Annotated in this window: 24 protein-coding genes; 10 read left to right on the top strand and 14 right to left on the bottom strand. The window is 65.5% G+C overall.

Annotated elements, in window-relative coordinates; translation table 11 throughout:
* Nucleotides 1-162: 162 nt before the first annotated feature.
* Nucleotides 163-1,284 carry a TRAP transporter substrate-binding protein gene (locus tag OU682_RS08630; RefSeq protein ID WP_268941702.1) on the top strand — a complete coding sequence of 374 codons (1,122 nt, stop codon included), beginning with the start codon at nucleotides 163-165 and terminating at the stop codon, nucleotides 1,282-1,284.
* A 60-nt stretch (nucleotides 1,285-1,344) separates the two neighbouring features.
* Here OU682_RS08630 and OU682_RS08625 read toward each other — a convergent pair whose 3' ends face one another.
* Nucleotides 1,345-3,243 carry a TRAP transporter large permease gene (locus tag OU682_RS08625; protein ID WP_268941668.1) on the bottom strand — a complete coding sequence of 633 codons (1,899 nt, stop codon included), beginning with the start codon at nucleotides 3,241-3,243 and terminating at the stop codon, nucleotides 1,345-1,347.
* On the bottom strand, nucleotides 3,240-3,884 hold the full coding sequence (locus OU682_RS08620; protein ID WP_268941667.1) for a TRAP transporter small permease subunit: 645 nt from the start codon (nucleotides 3,882-3,884) through the stop codon (nucleotides 3,240-3,242). Before OU682_RS08620 ends, OU682_RS08625 begins: the two co-directional genes overlap by 4 nt.
* 219 nt (nucleotides 3,885-4,103) lie before the next feature.
* On the opposite strand from OU682_RS08620, the gene OU682_RS08615 reads away from it, so the two are divergent.
* Entirely contained in the window at nucleotides 4,104-5,693 is a 1,590-nt protein-coding gene (locus OU682_RS08615; protein WP_268941666.1) for a peptide ABC transporter substrate-binding protein, read from the top strand.
* Here the strand turns inward: OU682_RS08615 and selD are convergent.
* Nucleotides 5,690-6,745 carry a selenide, water dikinase SelD gene (gene selD / locus OU682_RS08610; protein WP_268941664.1) on the bottom strand — a complete coding sequence of 352 codons (1,056 nt, stop codon included), beginning with the start codon at nucleotides 6,743-6,745 and terminating at the stop codon, nucleotides 5,690-5,692. The two genes, OU682_RS08615 and selD, sit on opposite strands and share 4 nt — an antisense overlap.
* 97 nt (nucleotides 6,746-6,842) lie before the next feature.
* Between selD and hisF the strand changes: the two genes are divergently transcribed.
* The 5 genes from hisF to aat all read left to right on the top strand — a co-directional run bounded on the left by hisF (nucleotide 6,843) and on the right by aat (nucleotide 10,527).
* On the top strand, nucleotides 6,843-7,604 hold the full coding sequence (gene hisF / locus OU682_RS08605) for an imidazole glycerol phosphate synthase subunit HisF (protein ID WP_268941662.1): 762 nt from the start codon (nucleotides 6,843-6,845) through the stop codon (nucleotides 7,602-7,604).
* A complete protein-coding gene (locus OU682_RS08600; RefSeq protein ID WP_268941661.1) occupies nucleotides 7,601-7,912 on the top strand; it encodes a phosphoribosyl-ATP diphosphatase in 312 nt (103 codons plus the stop codon). The genes hisF and OU682_RS08600 overlap by 4 nt, the downstream gene beginning before the upstream one ends.
* A 113-nt stretch (nucleotides 7,913-8,025) precedes the next feature.
* Nucleotides 8,026-8,535: an acetyl-CoA carboxylase biotin carboxyl carrier protein gene (accB, locus tag OU682_RS08595; RefSeq protein ID WP_268941660.1), complete on the top strand. Its 510-nt coding sequence runs from the start codon at nucleotides 8,026-8,028 to the stop codon at nucleotides 8,533-8,535.
* 7 nt (nucleotides 8,536-8,542) lie between these two features.
* A complete protein-coding gene (accC, locus tag OU682_RS08590) occupies nucleotides 8,543-9,889 on the top strand; it encodes an acetyl-CoA carboxylase biotin carboxylase subunit (protein ID WP_268941658.1) in 1,347 nt (448 codons plus the stop codon).
* 8 nt (nucleotides 9,890-9,897) lie between these two features.
* On the top strand, nucleotides 9,898-10,527 hold the full coding sequence (gene aat / locus OU682_RS08585; protein WP_268941657.1) for a leucyl/phenylalanyl-tRNA--protein transferase: 630 nt from the start codon (nucleotides 9,898-9,900) through the stop codon (nucleotides 10,525-10,527).
* Here aat and OU682_RS08580 read toward each other — a convergent pair.
* From OU682_RS08580 to OU682_RS08560, 5 genes are all read right to left on the bottom strand, one after another.
* The gene (locus OU682_RS08580; RefSeq protein ID WP_268941656.1) at nucleotides 10,494-10,844 is read right to left on the bottom strand and encodes a DUF2155 domain-containing protein; all 351 of its coding nucleotides are present in this window, start codon (nucleotides 10,842-10,844) and stop codon (nucleotides 10,494-10,496) included. The two genes, aat and OU682_RS08580, sit on opposite strands and share 34 nt — an antisense overlap.
* The gene (mlaD, locus tag OU682_RS08575; protein ID WP_268941655.1) at nucleotides 10,841-11,308 is read right to left on the bottom strand and encodes an outer membrane lipid asymmetry maintenance protein MlaD; all 468 of its coding nucleotides are present in this window, start codon (nucleotides 11,306-11,308) and stop codon (nucleotides 10,841-10,843) included. Before mlaD ends, OU682_RS08580 begins: the two co-directional genes overlap by 4 nt.
* 1 nt (nucleotide 11,309) lies before the next feature.
* Nucleotides 11,310-11,684: an NADH:ubiquinone oxidoreductase subunit NDUFA12 gene (locus OU682_RS08570; RefSeq protein ID WP_268941654.1), complete on the bottom strand. Its 375-nt coding sequence runs from the start codon at nucleotides 11,682-11,684 to the stop codon at nucleotides 11,310-11,312.
* A 114-nt stretch (nucleotides 11,685-11,798) separates the two neighbouring features.
* Entirely contained in the window at nucleotides 11,799-13,064 is a 1,266-nt protein-coding gene (gene clpX / locus OU682_RS08565) for an ATP-dependent Clp protease ATP-binding subunit ClpX (protein WP_268941653.1), read from the bottom strand.
* A gap of 153 nt (nucleotides 13,065-13,217) precedes the next feature.
* On the bottom strand, nucleotides 13,218-13,850 hold the full coding sequence (locus OU682_RS08560) for an ATP-dependent Clp protease proteolytic subunit (RefSeq protein ID WP_268941652.1): 633 nt from the start codon (nucleotides 13,848-13,850) through the stop codon (nucleotides 13,218-13,220).
* Between the two features lie 153 nt (nucleotides 13,851-14,003).
* Between OU682_RS08560 and pth the strand changes: the two genes are divergently transcribed.
* Genes pth through OU682_RS08545 form a run of 3 tightly spaced genes read left to right on the top strand, consistent with a single transcriptional unit; the run spans nucleotide 14,004 to nucleotide 15,730 of the window.
* A complete protein-coding gene (gene pth, locus OU682_RS08555; protein WP_268941651.1) occupies nucleotides 14,004-14,708 on the top strand; it encodes an aminoacyl-tRNA hydrolase in 705 nt (234 codons plus the stop codon).
* 58 nt (nucleotides 14,709-14,766) lie between these two features.
* Nucleotides 14,767-15,141, top strand: a complete 375-nt coding sequence (locus tag OU682_RS08550; protein WP_268941650.1) for a DUF2237 family protein — start codon at nucleotides 14,767-14,769, stop codon at nucleotides 15,139-15,141.
* A complete protein-coding gene (locus OU682_RS08545) occupies nucleotides 15,119-15,730 on the top strand; it encodes a DUF4893 domain-containing protein (RefSeq protein ID WP_268941649.1) in 612 nt (203 codons plus the stop codon). Before OU682_RS08550 ends, OU682_RS08545 begins: the two co-directional genes overlap by 23 nt.
* Nucleotides 15,731-15,736: 6 nt before the next feature.
* On the opposite strand, the gene trpB is transcribed toward OU682_RS08545, so the two are convergent.
* From trpB to rpsA, 6 genes are all read right to left on the bottom strand, one after another.
* A complete protein-coding gene (gene trpB, locus OU682_RS08540) occupies nucleotides 15,737-16,963 on the bottom strand; it encodes a tryptophan synthase subunit beta (protein WP_268941648.1) in 1,227 nt (408 codons plus the stop codon).
* A 33-nt stretch (nucleotides 16,964-16,996) separates the two neighbouring features.
* The gene (locus OU682_RS08535; RefSeq protein WP_268941701.1) at nucleotides 16,997-17,440 is read right to left on the bottom strand and encodes a GNAT family N-acetyltransferase; all 444 of its coding nucleotides are present in this window, start codon (nucleotides 17,438-17,440) and stop codon (nucleotides 16,997-16,999) included.
* The gene (locus OU682_RS08530) at nucleotides 17,440-18,072 is read right to left on the bottom strand and encodes a phosphoribosylanthranilate isomerase (protein WP_268941647.1); all 633 of its coding nucleotides are present in this window, start codon (nucleotides 18,070-18,072) and stop codon (nucleotides 17,440-17,442) included. Before OU682_RS08530 ends, OU682_RS08535 begins: the two co-directional genes overlap by 1 nt.
* Nucleotides 18,073-18,074: 2 nt before the next feature.
* Nucleotides 18,075-18,497 carry a lipopolysaccharide assembly protein LapA domain-containing protein gene (locus OU682_RS08525; RefSeq protein ID WP_268941646.1) on the bottom strand — a complete coding sequence of 141 codons (423 nt, stop codon included), beginning with the start codon at nucleotides 18,495-18,497 and terminating at the stop codon, nucleotides 18,075-18,077.
* Between the two features lie 60 nt (nucleotides 18,498-18,557).
* A complete protein-coding gene (ihfB, locus tag OU682_RS08520; RefSeq protein WP_268941645.1) occupies nucleotides 18,558-18,842 on the bottom strand; it encodes an integration host factor subunit beta in 285 nt (94 codons plus the stop codon).
* 209 nt (nucleotides 18,843-19,051) lie between these two features.
* Entirely contained in the window at nucleotides 19,052-20,731 is a 1,680-nt protein-coding gene (rpsA, locus tag OU682_RS08515) for a 30S ribosomal protein S1 (RefSeq protein WP_268941644.1), read from the bottom strand.
* Nucleotides 20,732-20,740: the final 9 nt, after the last annotated feature.

The following is a 20,740-nucleotide window of genomic DNA, read 5'->3' as shown; positions in this document are numbered from 1 at the left end:
CCGGACAACTTTCGGGGGCGGCTTCATTTTTCCTCCTCCCTGTGCGCTCGCTACTCGACAGACGGCAATCACGGGCTAAACTGCGACCATTCGGGGCAAGGCCCGTTGGCCAGCAATCGTAAAGCCCTGATCGGAGGAGAGTTCATGAAAGATTCCAACATCCTGCACCGCAGGTCGTTTTTGACCAATGCCTCGGTCGGCGGCGTTGCGGCCGCGGCTGGCGCGACCCTCGCGGCGCCGGCCATCGCGCAGGAAGCCCCGACCGTCAACTGGCGCCTGGCATCGGCCTTCCCGAAATCGCTGGACACGATCTATGGCGGGGCCGAAGAACTGTCGAAGCGCCTCAAGGAAGCGACCGACGGAAAGTTCACGATCCAGGTCTTTGCCGGTGGCGAGATCGTTCCCGGCTTGGATGCGATCAACGCTGCAGCCGATGGAACCGTCGAATCCGCACATGCCGTGGGCTATTACAACTGGGGCAAGGACCCGGCATTCGCCCCCGGCGCCGACCTGCCCTTCACCTTCAGCGCACGCGCGAAGAATGCCTACAACTACTACGGTGGCGGGATCGACAGCTATAACCAGTTCCTGGAAACGGTGAACCTCATCAGCTATCCGGGCGGCAATACCGGCGTGCAGATGGGCGGCTGGTTCCGCAAGGAAGTGAATACCCTGGCAGACCTGAAGGGCGTCAAGATGCGCATTTCCGGCCTGGCCGGGCGGGTGGTCGAAAAGCTGGGTGTCGTGCCGCAGCAGATCGCGGGCGGCGACATCTATCCGTCGCTGGAAAAGGGCACCATTGATGCTGCCGAATGGGTCGGCCCCTATGATGACAACAAGCTGGGCTTCCAGAAAGTCGCGCCGTATTACTATTACCCGGGCTTCTGGGAAGGTGGGCCGACCGTCAGCTTCTTCTTTAACAAGGGCAAGTTCGACGAGCTTCCCGAAAGCTACAAGTCGCTGCTGCGCACCTGCTGCCAGGCGACCGACCAGAGCATGCTGGCGAAATACGACTACAAGAACCCGACAGCGTTGAAGGAACTGGCGGCGGCGGGCGCGCAGCTGCGCACCTACAGCGAGGAAATCCTGACTGCGGCCTTCACGGCAGCGCACGAGGTCTATGCCGAAATCTCGGGCCAGAACGAGCATTTCAAGCGGCAGTACGAGGCGCAACTGCAGTTCCGCGACGATTGGTATCTGTACAACCAGACCGCGGAATACACCTTCGACACCTTCATGATGATCCAGCAGCGCAACGGCAAGCTGGCCCCGACGCAGGGCTGATCGTCACAGCCTCATTCCAAAGCGAAAGGCCGGGCATTACGCCCGGCCTTTTGTATTGGTTCAGTTGCTGCCGCCCAGGCCGGGCGGGGGACCGCCAAGCCCAAGCCCGCCCTGCGATGGCGCAGGCTGGGGCGCGGCCGGCGCGGCGCCGTCTGCGGGCGCAGGTGCCGCAGGCGCAGGTGCCGCGGGGGCCCCCAGGCCCGGCGGGGGCGCACCCAGGCCCGGAGGCGTGCCGCCCAGGCCACCGGAGGGCGCGGGTGCGCCGCCCTCGGCCGGGGCCTGCTGGCCGAAGGGCGACCCGCCAAGGCCGCCCAGAGACCCGAACCCGCCTCCGGTGCCGCCGAGACCTTCCGCCGGGATCTCCAGCCGGACATTGGACGTATCAACCGGCGCGCCCTTGTAGTGCATGACCAGTCCGGGGAAGGCGATCACCACGCCGATCATGACGATCTGGATGCACACGAACGGCACCGCGCCCCAGTAGATCTGGCCGGTGCGGACCGGGTCCATCGTCAGGCCGGTCACGCGGTCCTTGTAGGGCGCCTTGGGCGCCACGGATCGCAGATAGAACAGCGCGAACCCGAAGGGCGGGTGCATGAAGCTGGTCTGCATGTTCACGCCCAGGATGATGCCGAACCAGATCAGGTCGATGCCCAGGCTTTCCGCCGCCGGGGCCAGCAGGGGGACGATGATGAAGGCCAGTTCGAAGAAGTCGAGAAAGAAGGCCAGCAGGAAGACCAGGATCGAGACGGCGATCAGGAAGCCCAGCTCGCCCCCCGGCAGCGAGGTCAGCAGATGCTCGACCCACAGGTGCCCGTTGACGCCATAGAAGGTCAGCGAAAAGACCCGCGCCCCGATCAGGATGAACATCACGAAGGCCGACAGCCGGGTCGTCGCATAAAGCGCCTGCCGGATCACGTCCATGCTCAGCCGGCGCTTCATCCCGGCCATCACAAGGGCGCCGACGGCCCCCATGGCGCCGCCCTCGGTCGGCGTCGCGATTCCCAGGAAGATCGTGCCCAGCACCAGGAAGATCAGCGCCAGCGGCGGGATCAGCACGATGATGACCTGCTGGGCCAGCCGCGACATGGCGCTCAGCCCCGTGGCCTTGTCCAGAAGCGCGACGACATAGATCAGCCCGACCGCCGCGACCAGGCCCCAGATCGGCGCATCGGCGGCGTGTTCCGGGCCAAGCCAGCGGGTCGTCAGCCAGAAGACGCCCGCGGCGACCAGCAACGCCACGAACAGCGACGTCACGCCCGAACCAAGCGTGCGCGCCTCTTTCGGAAGGGCGGGCACGGTATGGGGCCGGACGATCGACATCACGAAGATGTAGAGCATATACAGGCCCGTCAGCACCAGGCCGGGGATCATCGCCCCCTTGTACATGTCGCCCACCGACCGGCCCAGCTGGTCGGCCAGCACGATCAGCACCAGCGACGGCGGGATGATCTGCGCCAGCGTTCCCGATGCCGCGATCACGCCCGAGGCCACGCGCCGGTCATAGCCGTATCGCAGCATGATCGGCAGAGAGATCAGGCCCATGGCGATCACCGATGCCGCGACGACACCGGTGGTGGCCGCCAGCAGCGCGCCCACGATGATCACCGCATAGGCAAGCCCGCCCCGGATCGGGCCGAACAACTGGCCGATGGTGTCCAGCAGATCCTCGGCCATGCCGGATTTTTCCAGCACGATGCCCATGAAGGTGAAGAAGGGGATGGCCAGCAAGGTCTCGTTGGCGACCACCCCTCCGAAGAAGCGGTCCGGCAGCGCGCCCAGAAGCGGCCAGGACAGGTTGATCGACCCGCCCGACAGCGGCGCGAGTTCCACCCCGATGACGAAGAACAGCAGGCCGTTCGCGGCCAGCGCGAAGGCCACCGGATAGCCGATCAGCAGGAAGACGATCAGCGAAACGAACATGATCGGCGCCATGTTCTGCGCGACGAGTTCCATCATTTGCGAGGCTCCTGGCCGGTCTTGTGCGCCCTTGGATCGGCATCAGGGTGGTGCGGATCGACAAATCCCGCCTGCTCCAGCAGTTCCTCGTCCAGTTCCAGGGGCGCATGGTGGCCCATCGGCATGTTGAAGTCGGGGATGAGGCCGCGCATCACGGCGATCTTCTTGATGATTTCCGAAATGCCCTGCAGCAGCAGCAGCACGAAGCCCGTGAACAGCAGCGCCTTGGCGGGCCACAGCATCAGCCCGCCCGCGTTCATCGACATCTCGCCCGTGCGGAAGGACCGGGCCAGCCAGGGCCAGCACAGCCACAGGCTCAGCAGGACGAAGGGCATCAGGAAGAAGATGTGGCCCAGAAGCTCGATCCAGTGCTGGACGCGGCGCGACCAGGCGGCAAAGACGATGTCGATGCGGATATGTTCGTTTTCCAGCAGCGTATAGGCGGACGCCAGCAGGAAGGCAGCGCCGTACAGATACCACTGCAGTTCCAGCCAGGCGTTCGAGGACACGCTGAAGGCCTTGCGGATGATGGCGTTGGTGGCGCTGACGAATATTGCAAGCAGGATCAGCCAGGACACATTGCGGCCAATCACGGTGTTGACGCGATCAATGCCGCGCGACAGGCCTAAAAGGCCATTCATTGAAAACCCTCCCCTTGGCGGCCTTTGTCAATCCGGCCAGCCTCTTATCTTCTACGGGGTTATCGCGAAGGCCGGAAACCGGTCAAGGATTTCGGCGCCCTGGCCGCAACGTCAGTGTCGATGGCGTGGCAGTTCGGGACCACAGGCCATGCGGACTTGCCGGGCCGCGCGCCCCCGGTTACGACAGGCCCCGCCATGCCACCCACTGGACATGCCATGATGACCAAGCTGTTCAATCCCCTTGTCCTTCTGGTCCTGCTGGCCCTGCCCGCTCTGGCGGTGCAGCCAGCCGAAGGCGAGACGCTGGCTGCCGAGCAGACCTTTACATACTGGTTGCAGGACAGGGTCGGGGCACTGGATCCCGCCGCCGCCGCAGAGCCCCAGGACAGGGACGCGGTGCGGCAACTGTTCGAGGGGCTGATGAACGAAGGCCCGGACGGCACGATGGTGCCGGGGGTTGCCATCTCGCATCAGGTCAGCGCGGACGGGCTGACCCACACCTTTGTGCTGCGCGAGGCGTCCTGGTCGGATGGCGAGCCGGTGACGGCGGACGATTTCGTTCATGGCTGGCGGCGCGTGGCCGATCCGAAGGCCGGGTTTGCCTCGGCGAGGTTTCTGACGCTGATGAATGTCGCGAATGCCCGCCGAATCATCGCCGGCGAACTGTCCTCTGACCAGTTAGGCGTCAGGGCCCTCGACGAGCGCACGCTGCAGGTCACGCTGGACAAGCCAACGCCGCACCTCCTGAAGATGCTGGCCGATCCCGCGACCTATCCGGTGCCCCGCAAGGTGATCGACCGGCATGGTTCCGCCTGGACGCAGCCCGGAATCCTTGTCGGCAACGGCGCCTTCGTCTTGCAGGCGAACACGGCGGGCGAGATCACCTTCGTCAGGAACCCGGCCTACTGGGATGCCGGGAATGTCGTCATGCAAGCCCTGCGCGGCGTGGTCGTCAACGGCGCCGATGCCGCGCTGGCGCGCCATCTTGCGGGGGATCTGGACCGCGCCCCCATTCCCGCCGGCCGGTACGGGCAGGTGTCGCAGGATCATCCGGGCCGGGCGGTGGCACTGCCTGTTCCCTGCACCTACTTCTATGTCCTCAACCTGTCGGACAAGGGTCCGGCCGCGCTGAAGGATATACGCGTGCGCCAGGCGCTCAGTCTGGCGCTGGACCGCGACGGCATTGTGGACCGGGTGCTGCGGGGCGGCCAGCGGCCCGCCCTTGGCCTGACCCACTGGGCCATCGCCGACCTTCCGGCACCCGCGATCGCTGGCATGACGCCCGACCAGCGCAACACCGCGGCCCGGGTGCTGATGGCGCAGGCGGGCTTCGGTCCCGCCAATCCTCTCAGCCTGACGCTGCACTACAACACGGATGAGCACCACAAGGCCCTCGCCATTGCCGCGCAGCAATCGTGGAAGCCCCTGGGCGTCAAACTTGCCCTGTCGGATGACGACTGGGGGACCCACAGCGACCGGATGCATCGCGGAGATTTCGACATCGCCCGTTATTCCTGGTGCGCGGATTACGGCGATGCCACGAGTTTTCTCGACTGGTTTCGCAGCAAGGGGCCGAACCTCGGCGGCTGGAACAATGCCGCCTATGACCGCCTGATGGCCGAGGCAGAGAGGGCGCCCGATCCCGCAGCGATGCACGCGCAGGCCGAGGGCCTTCTTGCGACCGAGCTTCCGGCCATCTTCGTCTATCATTATGCACGGGCCGAGATGATCGACCCGGCGATCAGGGGTCTGCCGACCGAAACTGCCGCCCGATGGTATGGCAAGGACCTGTATCGCGTGGCAGATTAGCCGACGACAATCCCCTGCGGACCCTGCACCGCCCGCCCGATCACCGCAGCATCGCCAAATCCGTGATCGCGGAAGATCGCCAGCGCCGCAGGTGCCTGGTCCTCGGCGCATGCGACCAGCAGGCCGCCGCTGGTCTGAGGATCAGCCAGCAGCGCACGGTCGGTGTCGGCGAAGCCTTCAGGCAGCGTGACCTCGGCCCCGTAGCTGGCCCAGTTGCGGCCTGATGCCCCGGTGACAAAGCCCTGCGCCGCCAGATCGCGCGCGCCTGCCAGCAGAGGCACGGCAGACCAGTCCAGCCGCAGCTGGCATCCCGATCCGCGCGCCATCTCCAGCGCGTGACCGGCCAGGCCAAAGCCGGTCACGTCGGTCATCGCGTGAACGCCCGGCAGCCGCGCCAGATCCGACCCCGGCGTGTTCAGCTTCGTCGTGGCCGCGATCATTGCCCCGTAACCATCCGCGGACAGCCCGCCCTTCTTCAGCGCGGCCGACATCACGCCGACGCCCAGCGGCTTGCCCAGGATCAGCACGTCGCCGGGCCTTGCCCCGCTGTTGCGCTTGACGTGAGCCGGATCGACCAGCCCCAGGGCCACCAGGCCATAGATCGCCTCGACCGAATCGATGGTATGGCCGCCGCCGATGGGAATGCCCGCCTCGCGGCAGGCCATGGCGCCTCCCTCCAGGATCCGGGCGATGGTCTCGGCCGACAGGGTGTTGATCGGCATCCCCACAAGCGACAGCGCCATGATGGGCGTCCCGCCCATGGCGTAAACGTCACTGATGGCGTTGGTCGCGGCGATGCGGCCGAAGTCCACGGGATCATCGACGATGGGCATGAAGAAATCCGTCGTCGCCACCAGCGCCTGCCGGTCGTTCAGCTGGTAAACCGCCGCGTCGTCCGAAGTCTCGATCCCGACCAGCAGCGCCTCCGGAACTGGCAGCATGGCCGTGCCGCGCAAAAGCCCGGTCAGCACCCCCGGCGCGATCTTGCAGCCGCAGCCGCCGCCGTGGGACAATGAGGTCAGGCGGGGTTCGGTCTTTTGCTGGTCGTCCATCGGGGCCTCCATCGGTTGGCAGCCACGGTATCACCCGCAAATCGCATCTTCAACGAAGGGCGGTTTGCGCATAGGACAGTTCCGCAAGGAGAGGCCCATGCTCAAGACCCGCATCATCCCCTGCCTGGACGTGGCCGATGGCCGCGTCGTCAAGGGCGTCAACTTTGTCGACCTGATCGACGCCGGCGACCCGGTCGAGGCCGCGCGCGCCTATGACGCCGCAGGCGCCGACGAGATCTGCTTCCTGGACATCCACGCCACCCACGAAAACCGAGGCACCATGTTCGACCTGGTGACGCGCACCGCCGAACAATGCTTCGTGCCGCTGACCGTAGGCGGCGGCGTTCGCAGCCACAAGGATGTGCGCGACCTGCTGCTGGCGGGCGCCGACAAGGTCAGCTTCAACTCCGCCGCGGTTGCCAACCCCGAAGTCGTGGCCGAGGCCGCCGACCGTTTCGGCAGCCAGTGCATCGTTGTGGCCATCGACGCCAAGACGGTGGCGGATGGCCGGTGGGAGATCTTCACCCATGGCGGCAGGAAACCCACCGGCATCGACGCCGTCGAATTTGCCCGGCAGGTCGAGGCCAAGGGCGCCGGAGAGATCCTTCTGACCAGCATGGACCGCGACGGTACCCGGGCGGGCTTCAACATCCCCCTGACCCGCGCCATCGCGGATGCGGTGAACATCCCCGTGATCGCCTCGGGCGGGGTCGGCACGCTGGACCACCTGGTCGAGGGCGTGACCGAAGGCAATGCCAGCGCCGTTCTTGCAGCCTCGATCTTCCATTTCGGCACCTTCACCGTGGCCGAGGCCAAGGCCCACATGGCCGCCGCCGGCATCCCGATGAGGCTGGCATGAGCGCGATCCACGACCTGGCCGCGACCGTCGCCGCCCGCAAGTCCGCCAGCCCGGATGACAGTTGGACTGCCAAGCTGCTGGCCAAGGGCCCCGAGAAATGCGCCGAGAAGTTCGGCGAGGAAGCCGTCGAGGCCATCATCGAGGCCGTCAAGGGCGACCGCGCCCGCCTGACGGCCGAGGCCGCAGACGTGATCTTCCACCTGCTGGTCATGCTGGCCGCCCGCGACGTGACCCTGGCCGATGTGGAAGCCGAACTGGACCGCCGCGCGGGCACTTCGGGGCTGGCGGAAAAGGCGTCGCGTCCCTAATCGCAAGGTCTGCGTCTCAAACCCTTCCCCTTGGCGGCGCTTGGGGTCTATAAGCGGGCCAATTGTCGGGGCCCGGCCGGTCCGCGACATCATAAACATTGGCAGAGGACCGCATGAGCAACGATTCCCAGAACGGCAAGCATCACGAAGGCGACGTGGCTTTCATCCAGTCGCTGGCGGAACTGTTGAATGCAAGCGAGCTGTCGGAACTGTCGGTCAAGCGTGAATACGGCGAACATGACCGCCTGACGGTCAGCCTCTCCAAGCACGCCAGGCAGGTGACCTATGCCGCGCCTGCCCCGGTCGCTGCGGCAGCGCCCGCCCCCTCCTCGGCGGCACCTGCGCCTGCCGCCCAACTGCCCGCCGTCACCGAGGACCCGGCCACCCTGCCCGGAGCCGTGACCTCGCCCATGGTCGGGACTGCCTATCTCTCGGCCGAACCCGGCGCCGCCCCCTTCGTCCAGATCGGCCAGGCCGTGGCGGAAGGCGACACGCTGCTGATCGTCGAGGCGATGAAGACCATGAACCACATCCCTGCCCCCCGGGCAGGCACCGTCAAGCGCATCCTGATCGACGACGGCACCCCGGTCGAATTCGGCGCGCCCCTGATGGTCGTCGAGTGAGGCGCGGATGTTCGACAAGATCCTGATCGCCAATCGGGGCGAGATCGCCCTCCGCGTGATTCGCGCCTGCCGCGAGATGGGAATTGCATCAGTCGCGGTCCATTCGACCGCCGACGCCGATGCGATGCACGTCCGCATGGCCGACGAATCCGTCTGTATCGGGCCCGCGCCGTCGTCGGCCAGCTATCTCTCGATGCCCGCCATCATCTCGGCCTGCGAGATCACCGGCGCGCAGGCGATCCATCCGGGCTACGGCTTTCTGTCCGAAAACGCCGCCTTCGTGCAGATGGTGGAAGACCACGGCATCACCTTCATCGGCCCGCGCGCGGAACATATCCGCATCATGGGCGACAAGATCACCGCCAAGGACACGATGAAGAACCTGGGCGTGCCCTGCGTGCCCGGCAGCGACGGGGGCGTCGATGACGTGGAGGCCGCCCGCAAGGTCGCCGCGGCGATCGGCTATCCCGTCATCATCAAGGCCACGGCGGGCGGCGGCGGGCGCGGCATGAAGGTCGCCCAGGATGAAAAGGGGCTGGAGGTCGCCTTCCGCACCGCCCGGGCCGAGGCCAAGGCCGCCTTCGGCAATCCCGATGTCTATATCGAGAAATACCTGCAAAAGCCGCGCCACATCGAGATCCAGGTCTTTGGCGACGGCAAGGGCCGCGCCGTCCATCTGGGCGAGCGCGACTGTTCCCTGCAGCGCCGTCACCAGAAGGTGCTGGAGGAAGCCCCCGGGCCCACGATCACTCCGGCCGAACGCGCCCGGATCGGCCAGATCTGCGCCGAGGCCGTGGCCAAGATCGGCTATGCCGGCGCCGGCACCATCGAGTTCCTCTATGAGGACGGCGAGTTCTACTTCATCGAGATGAACACCCGCCTGCAGGTCGAACACCCGGTGACCGAGGCGATCTTCGGGGTGGACCTCGTCCGCCAGCAGATCCTTGTCGCCGCGGGCTACGAGATGGAGTTCCGCCAGGAAGACCTGTCGATCCGCGGCCATTCCATCGAGGTTCGGATCAACGCCGAAAAGGTGCCGGGATTCTCGCCCTGCCCTGGCCGAATCACCCAGTATCACGCCCCGGGCGGCCTTGGCGTGCGGATCGACAGCGCGCTTTACGACGGCTATTCGATCCCACCCTACTATGACAGCCTGATCGGCAAGCTGATCGTGCATGGCCGCGACCGGGCCGAGGCCCTGGCCCGGCTGGATCGCGCCCTGGGCGAACTGATCGTGGACGGCATCGACACGACCGTGCCCCTGTTCACGGCGCTCTTGCAGGAACCCGACATTCTGGCCGGCAACTATTCGATCCACTGGCTGGAGCGCTGGCTGGACCACAAGTTCGGCTGACCGGACCCATGCTGACGCCGGCGCAACTGCTGAAGGGCTATGCGCGCGGCGTCTTTCCCATGGCGGAAAGCGCCTATGACCCCCGGCTTTACTGGTATGATCCGCCGCTGCGGGGAATCCTGCCGGTGGGCCGGGTCCACGCCTCGCGGTCGCTGCTGCGCGACCTGCGCCGCGGGGGCTGGTCGGCGCATCTGGATTGCGACTTCGGCCATGTGCTGGATGCCTGCGCAGACCGGGAGGCGACCTGGATCAATGCGCCGCTGATGCGGCTCTATCACCAGCTTCACCGGGCCGGCCATGCCCATGCGCTGGAGGTCCGGCATGACGGCGCCTTCGCGGGTGGCATCTTCGGCGTGACCCTGGGGGCGGCGTTCTTCGGGGAATCCATGGTCTCGGCCCGGACCAACGGGTCCAAGATGGCGCTGCTATGGATGTCCAGCCATCTGAAGCGCTGCGGCTTCACCCTGTTCGACACCCAGTTCCTGACCCCGCATTTGGCCCGCATGGGCGGCCAGGAAATACCGCGTGATCAGTATCACAGGCTTCTGGCCCGGGCCCTGGCGCGGCACGCCAGCCTGTCCGCGCATCCCCTGCCCTCGGCCGATCAGCTTTGGCAGGAAATCACCCAGACGTCATAGCGGGTATCGTCAAGCGCCGACAGCGCGGGCGAGGACGCGATCATCCAGCCGCTGAACAGCGTGACGTTCTGTGCCGTGTCGGTGATCGTCAGTTGCGCATAGGCATCCGAACTGGGATCGCCGGCGGGATAGCGGCACTCGCCCAGACGGACCTCCAGCCGGCCATAGCGGACGGCCTGCCCGACCTGGACCGGCAGATCGGTCGTGCGGCCGGAAATCTTGTCCAGCCCCCGCAGCAGTGCACCATCTGCCCGCGCGACTTCCTGCGCGGCGGCCGGGCTTGCCAAGGCCGCCAACAGAAGGGCGGCACGGATCACGGCTGGGCCTCTTCGTCTTGTGCCTGACTGTCAACGAATTTCATCATCAGCGACAGCAGGCTGACGGCGCCCTGCACATCCTCGATCTCGTCTCCCGGCGCAAGATTCTCGGGGCTGCCGCCGGGCTGGATCAGGATATAGGCACCGCCCAGCAAACCGTCCGTCTGGATCAGCGCCGCGCTGTCGGACGGCAGGGCAATGCCCTCGGGGATCGTCAGCCGCGCGTCGGCCATGTAGGTCTGGGGGTTCAGCTGGACATCCGAGACGCGGCCGACCCGAACCCCGGCGAGGCGGACCTCGGTGCCCACGGCAATGCCGTCCACGTCAGGAAAGGATGCCCTCACCTCATAGCCCGGCTCTCGCGCGAAGCCGTCGCCAAAGCCCCAGATCAGGAACCCGGCGGCAGCCGCCAGAACGGCGGCACCGGCCAAAAGTTCGGCCCGATGCTCGACCGCAGGCGCCATCTTATTCCGGCCGCCAGGCGTCGTAATCGCGCCGTGCCGGCTGGTCCGCGTGATAAAGCGACCCCTCGGGATAATAGGCTCCGGGCGTCCCGGTCTGGTTCTCGCGATGCGGTTTTTCCCAAGCCTTGTGCTGCAGCGGAGCCTTGGTGGGCGGCTCGTTCCAGGTGTGGTGCAGCCAGCCATGCCATTCCGGGCTGACCCGGCTGGCCTGGGATTCGCCGCTGAAGATCACCCAGCGGCGCGAGCCGTCCTTGTTCTGGTAGAAGATGTTGCCCTCGGCATCCTCGCCGACCTTGATGCCGTTCCGCCAGGTCCAGAACTGGGTATTGATCGTCTGGCTGTTCCACCAGGTCAGGGCGCGAAGCAGGAAGGACATCAGCGGAAACCTCTTAGTCTTGGCTGGCAACGATATGGCGCAAAGCGCGGCGAAGATCCAGCCTGCCCGCGCATCTGCGGCGCATCGAGAAAGGGGGCCTTGCGGCCCCCTCCGTCAACCAGCCGAAGCCGTTTCCTTCTTGGGATCGGCGTGGATCAGCAGCGGCTTGGTCGCGGCGTTGTCCACCGCTTCCTCGTTCACCACGACCTCCTCGACACTGTCCATGCCGGGCAGTTCGAACATGGTGTCCAGCAGGATATCCTCCATGATGGACCGCAGCCCGCGTGCGCCGGTCTTGCGCTTGATGGCGCGCCTGGCGATGGCCTGCAGCGCGTCCTCGGTAAAGGTCAGCTGCACGCCTTCCAGATCGAACAGGCGCTGATACTGCTTGACCAGGGCGTTCTTCGGCTTGGTCAGGATGATGATCAGCGCTTCCTCGTCCAGGTCGGTCAGGGTCGCGATCACCGGCAGACGGCCCACGAATTCCGGGATCAGGCCGAATTTCAGCAGATCCTCGGGCTCAAGCTCCTTGAACAGCTCGCCCACGCCGCGGTCGTCGTTTTCCTTGACCGAAGCGCCGAAGCCCATGGCCGTGCCCTTGTTGCGCTGCGCGATGATCCGGTCGAGACCGGCAAAGGCGCCGCCACAGATGAACAGGATGTTGGTCGTGTCCACCTGCAGGAATTCCTGCTGGGGATGCTTGCGCCCGCCCTGCGGCGGCACCGAGGCCACCGTTCCCTCCATGATCTTCAGCAGGGCCTGTTGCACGCCCTCGCCCGACACGTCGCGGGTGATCGAGGGATTGTCGGACTTGCGGGTGATCTTGTCGACCTCGTCGATATAGACGATGCCACGCTGTGCGCGCTCGACGTTGTACTCGGACGCCTGCAGCAGCTTCAGGATGATGTTCTCGACATCCTCGCCCACATAGCCCGCCTCGGTCAGCGTGGTCGCGTCGGCCATGGTGAAAGGCACGTCCAGGATGCGGGCCAGGGTCTGGGCCAGCAACGTCTTGCCGCAGCCGGTCGGGCCGATCAGCAGGATGTTCGATTTGGCAAGTTCGATATCGCCCTTGGTGCCGTGGTTCAGCCGTTTGTAGTGGTTGTGGACCGCCACGGACAGAACCCGCTTGGCATGTTCCTGGCCGATCACGTAATCGTCCAGCACCCCGCAGATTTCCCGGGGCGTCGGCACCCCGTCGCCCGATTTCAGCCCCGAGGACTTGGTTTCCTCGCGGATGATGTCCATGCACAGTTCGACGCATTCGTCGCAGATGAACACGGTCGGGCCCGCAATCAGCTTGCGCACCTCATGCTGGCTCTTGCCGCAAAAGCTGCAATAGAGCGTGTTCTTGCTGTCACTGCCGGACTGGTTCGCCATCGTCCACGTTCCTCGATTGCCGCAGGTCTGCCTACCTGCGGGCGGCACCGGTTGCCCTGCGCCGCGTCTGAATTGATCCGTGGCAGATGGGCCGCCACGGGGTCTGTCCTTTATGTTAGGGTTGACGCGCTTCCGTCACAATCCCCAACAAGTCTATTTCTTTTCGGGTTCCGCCTTGCCGCGCGGGGCGACAACCTCGTCTATCAGGCCCCATTCCTTCGCCTCCTCGGGCGACATGAAGCGGTCACGCTCCAGCGCCTCCTCGACCTCGGCCAGGCTGCGGCCGGTATGGGTCACGTAAATCTCGTTCAGGCGGCGCTTCAGCTTTTCGGTCTCGCGCGCGTGGATCAGGATGTCGGTCGCCTGCCCCTGGAACCCGCCCGAGGGCTGGTGGACCATCACCCGGCTGTTCGGCAAGGAATAGCGCAGCCCCGGTTCGCCCGCCGCCAGCAGCAGCGACCCCATCGAGGCCGCCTGCCCCACGACCAGCGTCGACACGCGCGGACGGATATATTGCATGGTATCATAGATCGACAGACCCGAGGTCACGACGCCGCCGGGGCTGTTGATATACATGCTGATGTCCTTGTTCGGATTTTCCGCTTCCAGGAACAGCAACTGTGCGCAGATCAGCGTGGACATGCCGTCATGGACGGGTCCCGAGACAAAGATGATCCGTTCCTTGAGCAGCCGCGAGAAGATGTCATAGGCCCGTTCCCCGCGCGAGGTCTGTTCGACCACCATGGGAACGAGGGTGTTCATGTAGAATTCTGCCGGATCGGTCATCGTCTGTCCTTGCCTTGTGTCCCTGTTCCCGCGATTCGCCAGGGCGCATGTCCCATCTGTTAGCCGCGAAAGGTTGACAGAGTCTTAGTAACGGGCAAGGTCCGCCGCAAGGCATGGAACGAACTTCGCCCCAATGGGCAGCAGGAGGCACGCGTGAAGCTGATCGTCGGCCTGGGCAATCCCGGCGCAAAATACGCGGCGAACCGTCACAACATCGGCTTCATGGCCGTTGACCGGATCGCCGCCGATCACGGCTTTTCCCCGTGGAAGGCGCGCTTCCACGGGCTTGCCGCGGAAGGGCGGCTTGGGACGATGCGCGTCACCCTGCTCAAGCCGCAGACCTTCATGAACCTGTCGGGCCAGTCCGTGGGCGAGGCGATGCGCTATCTGAAGCTGACGCCCGCCGAGGTGATCGTGATGCATGACGAACTGGACCTTGCCCCCGGCAAGTGCCGCGTCAAGCAGGGTGGCGGCCATGCGGGCCATAACGGCCTGCGGTCCATCCACCAGCATATCGGCGCCGATTATGGCCGCGTCCGGCTGGGAGTCGGCCATCCGGGCGACAAGGAGCGGGTCGCGGGCCATGTGCTGTCGGACTTCGCCAAGGCGGATCAGGGCTGGCTGGACGATCTGCTGCGCGGCGTCTCGGACGGGGCAGCGGCCCTGGCCCAGGGTGACGGTCCACGCTTCCAGAACCTGGTGGCGGCGCGGCTGCAGCCCGCGCGGAATAGCGGCACCCGGCCCGCGCCGGAAAAGCCGGCACCTGCCATCCCTGCTCCGGCACCGGCCCCAGCGGTCGAACCCGCCAGCCTCACGGACAAGTTGCGGCAACTGAGCGAGCGATTTCGCCAGACATGATCTGGGGGGCTTGGCTGACTCGCCGCATGGCTGTAGCCTGTCAAGGGGAGGACGCGCCATGGAACCATCGCTGAACGTGCTGGGAACCCGGCTCGAACCGTGCTCGATGAAGCCGCTGACCGGGTTCTATCGCAACGGCTGCTGCGATACCGGACAAGGCGACGCGGGTAGCCACACCGTCTGCGTCGTGGTCGATGCGGAATTCCTCGCGCTGTCGAAATACCTGGGCAACGACCTGACGACGCCCCGGCCCGAGTTCCGCTTCGAGGGCCTGAAGCCGGGTGACCGCTGGTGCCTTTGCGCGGCACGGTTCCTGCAGGCGGCGCAGGAATTCGCCGCCCCCGGCGTGGTGCTGGAAGCGACCCATGTCCGCGCCCTGGACATCATCCCCCTGGAACTGCTGAGGGCTCATGCCGTCGACGCGCAGGGCTGATCTTGCCGCTGTCGCGCTTGCCTGCCTGCTTCCCACCGCCGGCCTGTCGCAGCAGTTGGCGGACGGCACACCGATCCATGCCGACGATGGGCGCAGGCTTGCCGAATACCACGCCGCTGCGGGCGAGGCGTTGCTGGACGCCTTTTCGGGCGGCGATCCCGCCGACCTGGCGACGCTGGCCGGTGTCCTGCGAGGCGATCCGCTGCCGCCGGAAGGGGCCAGGGCGGTGATGCCGGGCGACTGGTCCTGCCGGGTCATCAAGATGGGCCGGCTGCTGCCGATCACCGTCTATCAGCCGTTCCGCTGCCGGATCGGCAGCGACGGCAGCCTAGAGAAGCTGACGGGTTCGCAGCGGACCAAGGGGCAGATCCACCAAGACGGCGAGCGGCTGGTCTATCTGGGCACAGGCTTCATCGCGGGCGATACGCCGCCGCCTTATGCCGACCTGCCGCCCTTTTCCGCTGGCTCGGACCCGCAGAGGGTGCCCGAACTGGGGGTGGTCGAGATGATAGACGAAAACAGGGGCCGGGTGATGTTTCCCGACCCCCATCTTGAATCCCGTTTCAATGTTCTGGCGCTAAGCCGTTGAGGCCGCTCAGATCCTGATATCGGCGCCCAGGTGCTTGGCAACGGTGAAGATGTCCTTGTCGCCGCGTCCGCACATGTTCATCACGATGATATGGTCGCGCGGCAGATCGGGGGCGATCTTCATCACATGGGCCAGGGCATGGCTGGGTTCCAGCGCCGGAATGATGCCTTCCTGCGCGCAGCAGAGCTGGAAGGCGGCCAAAGCCTCGTCATCGGTGATGCTGACATATTCGGCGCGGCCCGTGTCGTTCAGCCAGGCATGCTCCGGCCCGATGCCCGGATAATCCAGGCCCGCGCTGATCGAATGGCCTTCCAGGATCTGCCCGTCGTCATCCTGCAACAGATAGGTGCGGTTGCCGTGCAGCACGCCCGCGCGCCCGCCCGAGAGGCTTGCGCAATGCTGCATCCGGTCGTCCACGCCCTTGCCGCCGGCCTCGACTCCGATGATGCGGACTTCCTTGTCGTCCAGGAAGGGATGGAACAGCCCCATGGCGTTCGACCCGCCGCCGATCGCCGCGACGATTGTATCGGGCAGACGACCCTCGCGGGGCAGGATCTGCTCCTTGACCTCTTTCCCGATGATCGACTGGAAATCGCGCACCATCGCCGGATAGGGATGCGGGCCCGCGACCGTGCCGATGCAATAGAAGGTGTCGCGCACATTGGTCACCCAATCGCGCAGGGCGTCGTTCATCGCGTCCTTCAGCGTGCCGCGGCCGCTGGTGACGGGCACCACCTCGGCCCCCAGAAGGCGCATCCGGAAAACGTTCGGCGCCTGGCGTTCCACATCGGTGGCGCCCATGTAGACGATGCATTTCAGGCCAAAGCGCGCGCAGACGGTGGCGGTCGCCACGCCATGCTGGCCCGCACCGGTTTCGGCAATGATCCGCGTCTTGCCCATGCGGCGGGCCAGCAGGATCTGCCCCAGCACGTTGTTGATCTTGTGCGCGCCGGTGTGGTTCAGCTCGTCGCGCTTCATGTAGATCTTGGCGCCGCCCAGGTACTCGGTCAGGCGCTCCGCGAAATACAGGGGCGACGGGCGGCCGACGTAATGCGTCCACAGGTCGTCCATCTCGGCCCAGAACTCGGGGTCCGTCTTCGCGCGCTCGTATTCGGCTTCCAGGTCCAGCACCAGCGGCATCAGCGTCTCGCTGACGAAGCGGCCGCCATAAATGCCGAACCGCCCCTGTTCGTCGGGGCCGGTCTTGTAGCTGTTCACCAGATCATCTGCCATGGGACGCGCCTTCGCTGGAATACTCTCGGAAGCCTAGAGGGCTTTCTTATAGCCGATATGGCTGGGGGTGAAGCCCAGCCGGTCATAGAAGCGCTGCGCATCAAGCCGCGACTTGTTCGTCGTCAGTTGCATCTGGCTGCAGCCTGCATCACGCGCGCGCCGTTCGGCATCCGCGATCAGTTGCGCACCGATCCCCATGCCTCGACGGTCCGATGCGACCCTGACGCCCTCGATCTGGGCACGAAGGGCGGCAGAGGAGGAAAGCCCCGCAATGATGAGAAGCTGGTAGCAGGCCACGATGTCATCGTCCGTCGTGCCGACGATCAGGTGATTGTTCCCCTGTGCCTGCATGGCGTCGAAGGCTGCAAGATAGACGCTCATGTCCGTAGTCTCGCGGTCCTGGCCCAGCATGTCATCGGCCAGCATTGCGGCGACGGCCGGAACATCGTCGCGACCTGCGGGACGGAAACGGACGATCATCCGGCGGCCGCGATAAATGCGCGGATCAGCCCCTCGTCCTTCAACCCGGGCTCGGATTCCACTCCTGACGAGACATCGACGGCCGGAGCACCGGTCAGGCGGATCGCCTCGGCCACATTCTGCGCCGTCAGCCCGCCCGCCAGCATCCAGGGGCGCAGCCACTTGCGCCCGACCAGCAGGCGCCAGTCGAAGGACAGGCCGTTGCCGCCGGGAAGATCCGCGCCCTTGGGCGGCTTGGCATCGACCAGCAGCATGTCGGCCACCAGCCCGTAATCGGTCAAGGCGGGCAGGTCCGAAGGACCCGACAATCCCACGGACTTCATGACCGGCAGGCCGGTCAAGGCCTTGACGGCGGCGACCCGGTGAGGCGACTCGGACCCATGAAGCTGGATGATGTCCAGCGGCACCTTTGCCAGAGTTTCCTCCAGCATGGCGTCATCGGGATCGACGAACAGGCCGACGCGGGCCACGCCGACCGGCACATGTGCCGCCAACTCCGCCGCCTCATCGACAGAGACAGCGCGCGGCGATTTCGGGAAAAAGACAAGGCCGACATAACGCGCCCCGGCCTCGGCCGCAGCGACGATATGTTCCGGCCTGCGCAGCCCGCAGATCTTGACCTGAGCCATCGTCAGCGGTTGGCGGGCAGCGTCGTGCCGGACGCGGGCTCGGCCGAGGCGACGGGGGTGGCGGGCGCCGCGGCAGGCTTCGGGCGATCGAGGATCGCCAGAACCTCATCCTTCGGGGAGGCGTGACGTTCGCGCAGGTGGCCTACCTCATTTTCCAGACGGGCGGCACGGGCGGCCTTGGCGCGCAGTTCGCGCCGGATATGCGATTCACGCAGCCATTCCCACACCAGTCCGGCCAGCATCCCAAGCGCGAAGGCCAGGAAGATCACCAGGAACAGGGGAAGGTCAACCGACCAGCGCCCGCCCAGGTATTGGCCGAAATTCGCCGGGAAGGCGGACAGCGTAACGATGTCGCGGTTGGCCAGGGCAACCGCGATCAGGATGATTGCCAAAGCCACGATGAAGATCAGACGAAGAAAGCGCATCGACAGTCCTTGCTTGCGGCCGCAAACCGCGGCCGGGTTTCCTGCGGCGGTTTAGCGCCGTCAGGCGTCCCCGTTCAACCGATCGCGCAGCAATTTTCCGGTCTTGAAGAAGGGCACGTATTTCTGGTTCACATCGACGGCCTCGCCTGTCCGGGGGTTTCGTCCCGTCCTGGCGTCGCGCTTCTTGACCGAGAAGGCGCCAAAGCCGCGCAACTCGACCCGGTCCCCCCGAGCCATGGCGTCGATGATCTCCTCGAAGACCGTGTTCACGATCCTTTCGACGTCACGCCGGAACAGATGCGGGTTTTCGTCAGCGATAAGCTGGATCAGTTCGGAACGGATCATCATCCCCCCAGTAGTGTAGCGGCTGCAAGACGTCGTTCGCGGGACTTGCGATACAGGCAACGCAGGAAAAGGTGCCCAGTTTCAATAGCGATGCCAGTTTTGGCCCGGCCGCGCAAGAGAACTGAAGGCCCCCGGGACGTCGTTTCGGCACGAAAACGCCCGCCCCTGCAACCGCAGGGACGGGCCATGTCGGATGGCTGAAACCGGGATCAGTTGCCGCGGTTCAGCGCGGCGCCCAGGATGTCGCCCAGCGACGCGCCCGAATCCGAGCTGCCGTACTGGTCGATGGCTTCCTTTTCCTCGGCGATCTCGCGGGCCTTGATCGACAGGCCCAGACGACGGGTCTTGGTGTCGATGTTGGTGACCCGCGCATCGACCTTGTCGCCGACGCCGAAGCGCTCGGGGCGCTGGTCCTGACGGTCGCGGGCCAGATCCGAACGGCGGATGAACGACTTGACGCCGTTGTATTCCACCTCGATCCCGCCATCCTCGATCGCGGTGACCTCGACGGTCACGACCGAGCCACGCTTCACGCCGTCAACGGCTTCGGCCATGTGCTCGTTTTCCAAGGCCTTGATCGACAGGCTGATGCGTTCCTTCTCGACGTCCACGTCCTGGACGACGGCCTTGACCACGTCGCCCTTGCGGAAGTCCTGGATCGCGTCCTCGCCGCGGGCATCCCACGAGATGTCCGACAGGTGGACCATGCCGTCGATGTCGCCTTCGAGGCCGACGAACAGACCGAATTCGGTGATGTTCTTGACTTCGCCCTCGATGACGGTGCCCGACGGATGGGTTTCCGCGAAGACTTCCCACGGGTTGCGCTGCGTCTGCTTCAGACCCAGCGACACGCGGCGCTTGGCCTCGTCGATCTCCAGCACCATCACTTCGACTTCCTGAGAGGTCGAGACGATCTTGCCCGGATGGACGTTCTTCTTGGTCCAGCTCATTTCCGACACGTGGACCAGGCCTTCGACACCCGCTTCCAGCTCGACGAACGCGCCGTAGTCGGTGATGTTGGTCACGCGGCCCTGGTGGACCGAGCCGATCGGGAACTTGTCGCCCACGGTATCCCACGGATCGGCCTGCAGCTGCTTCATGCCCAGGCTGATGCGGTGGCTGTCCTTGTTGATCTTGATCACCTGGACCTTGACGGTCTCGCCGATGTTCAGGATCTCGGACGGGTGGTTGACGCGGCGCCATGCCATGTCGGTGACGTGCAGCAGGCCGTCAACGCCGCCCAGATCGACGAAGGCACCGTATTCGGTGATGTTCTTGACGACACCGTTCACGGTCTGGCCTTCGGTCAGGTTGGCGATGACCTCGGCGCGCTGTTCGGCGCGGCTCTCTTCCAGGATGGCGCGGCGCGACACGACGATGTTGCCACGGCGACGGTCCATCTTCAGGATCTGGAACGGCTGCTTCAGACCCATCAGCGGGCCGGCATCGCGCACGGGGCGGACATCGACCTGCGAACCGGGCAGGAAGGCCACGGCGCCGCCCAGGTCGACGGTGAAGCCGCCCTTGACGCGGCCGAAGATGGCGCCTTCGACGCGCTCTTCATCGGCATAGGCTTTTTCCAGGCGGTCCCAGGCTTCCTCGCGGCGAGCCTTCTCGCGGCTAATCGAGGCTTCGCCGCGGGCGTTTTCCACGCGGTCCAGATAGACCTCGACCTCGTCGCCGACCTTCAGGTTCGGCTCTTCGCCGGGATTTGCGAATTCCTTCAGATCGACGCGGCCTTCCATCTTGTAGCCGACGTCGATGATGGCCTGACCCGCCTCGATGGCGATGACACGGCCCTTGACAACCGAACCTTCGTCCGGCGTGTCGATGTCGAAGCTTTCGTTCAGGAGGGCTTCGAATTCCTCCATGGTCGCTTTAGCGCACATATATATTCA

Source organism: Paracoccus benzoatiresistens (assembly GCF_026913015.1).
GTDB lineage: Bacteria > Pseudomonadota > Alphaproteobacteria > Rhodobacterales > Rhodobacteraceae > Paracoccus > Paracoccus benzoatiresistens.
The sequence above is the reverse complement of the archived record's forward strand: the minus strand, read 5'-3'. Positions and strand labels throughout refer to the sequence as shown.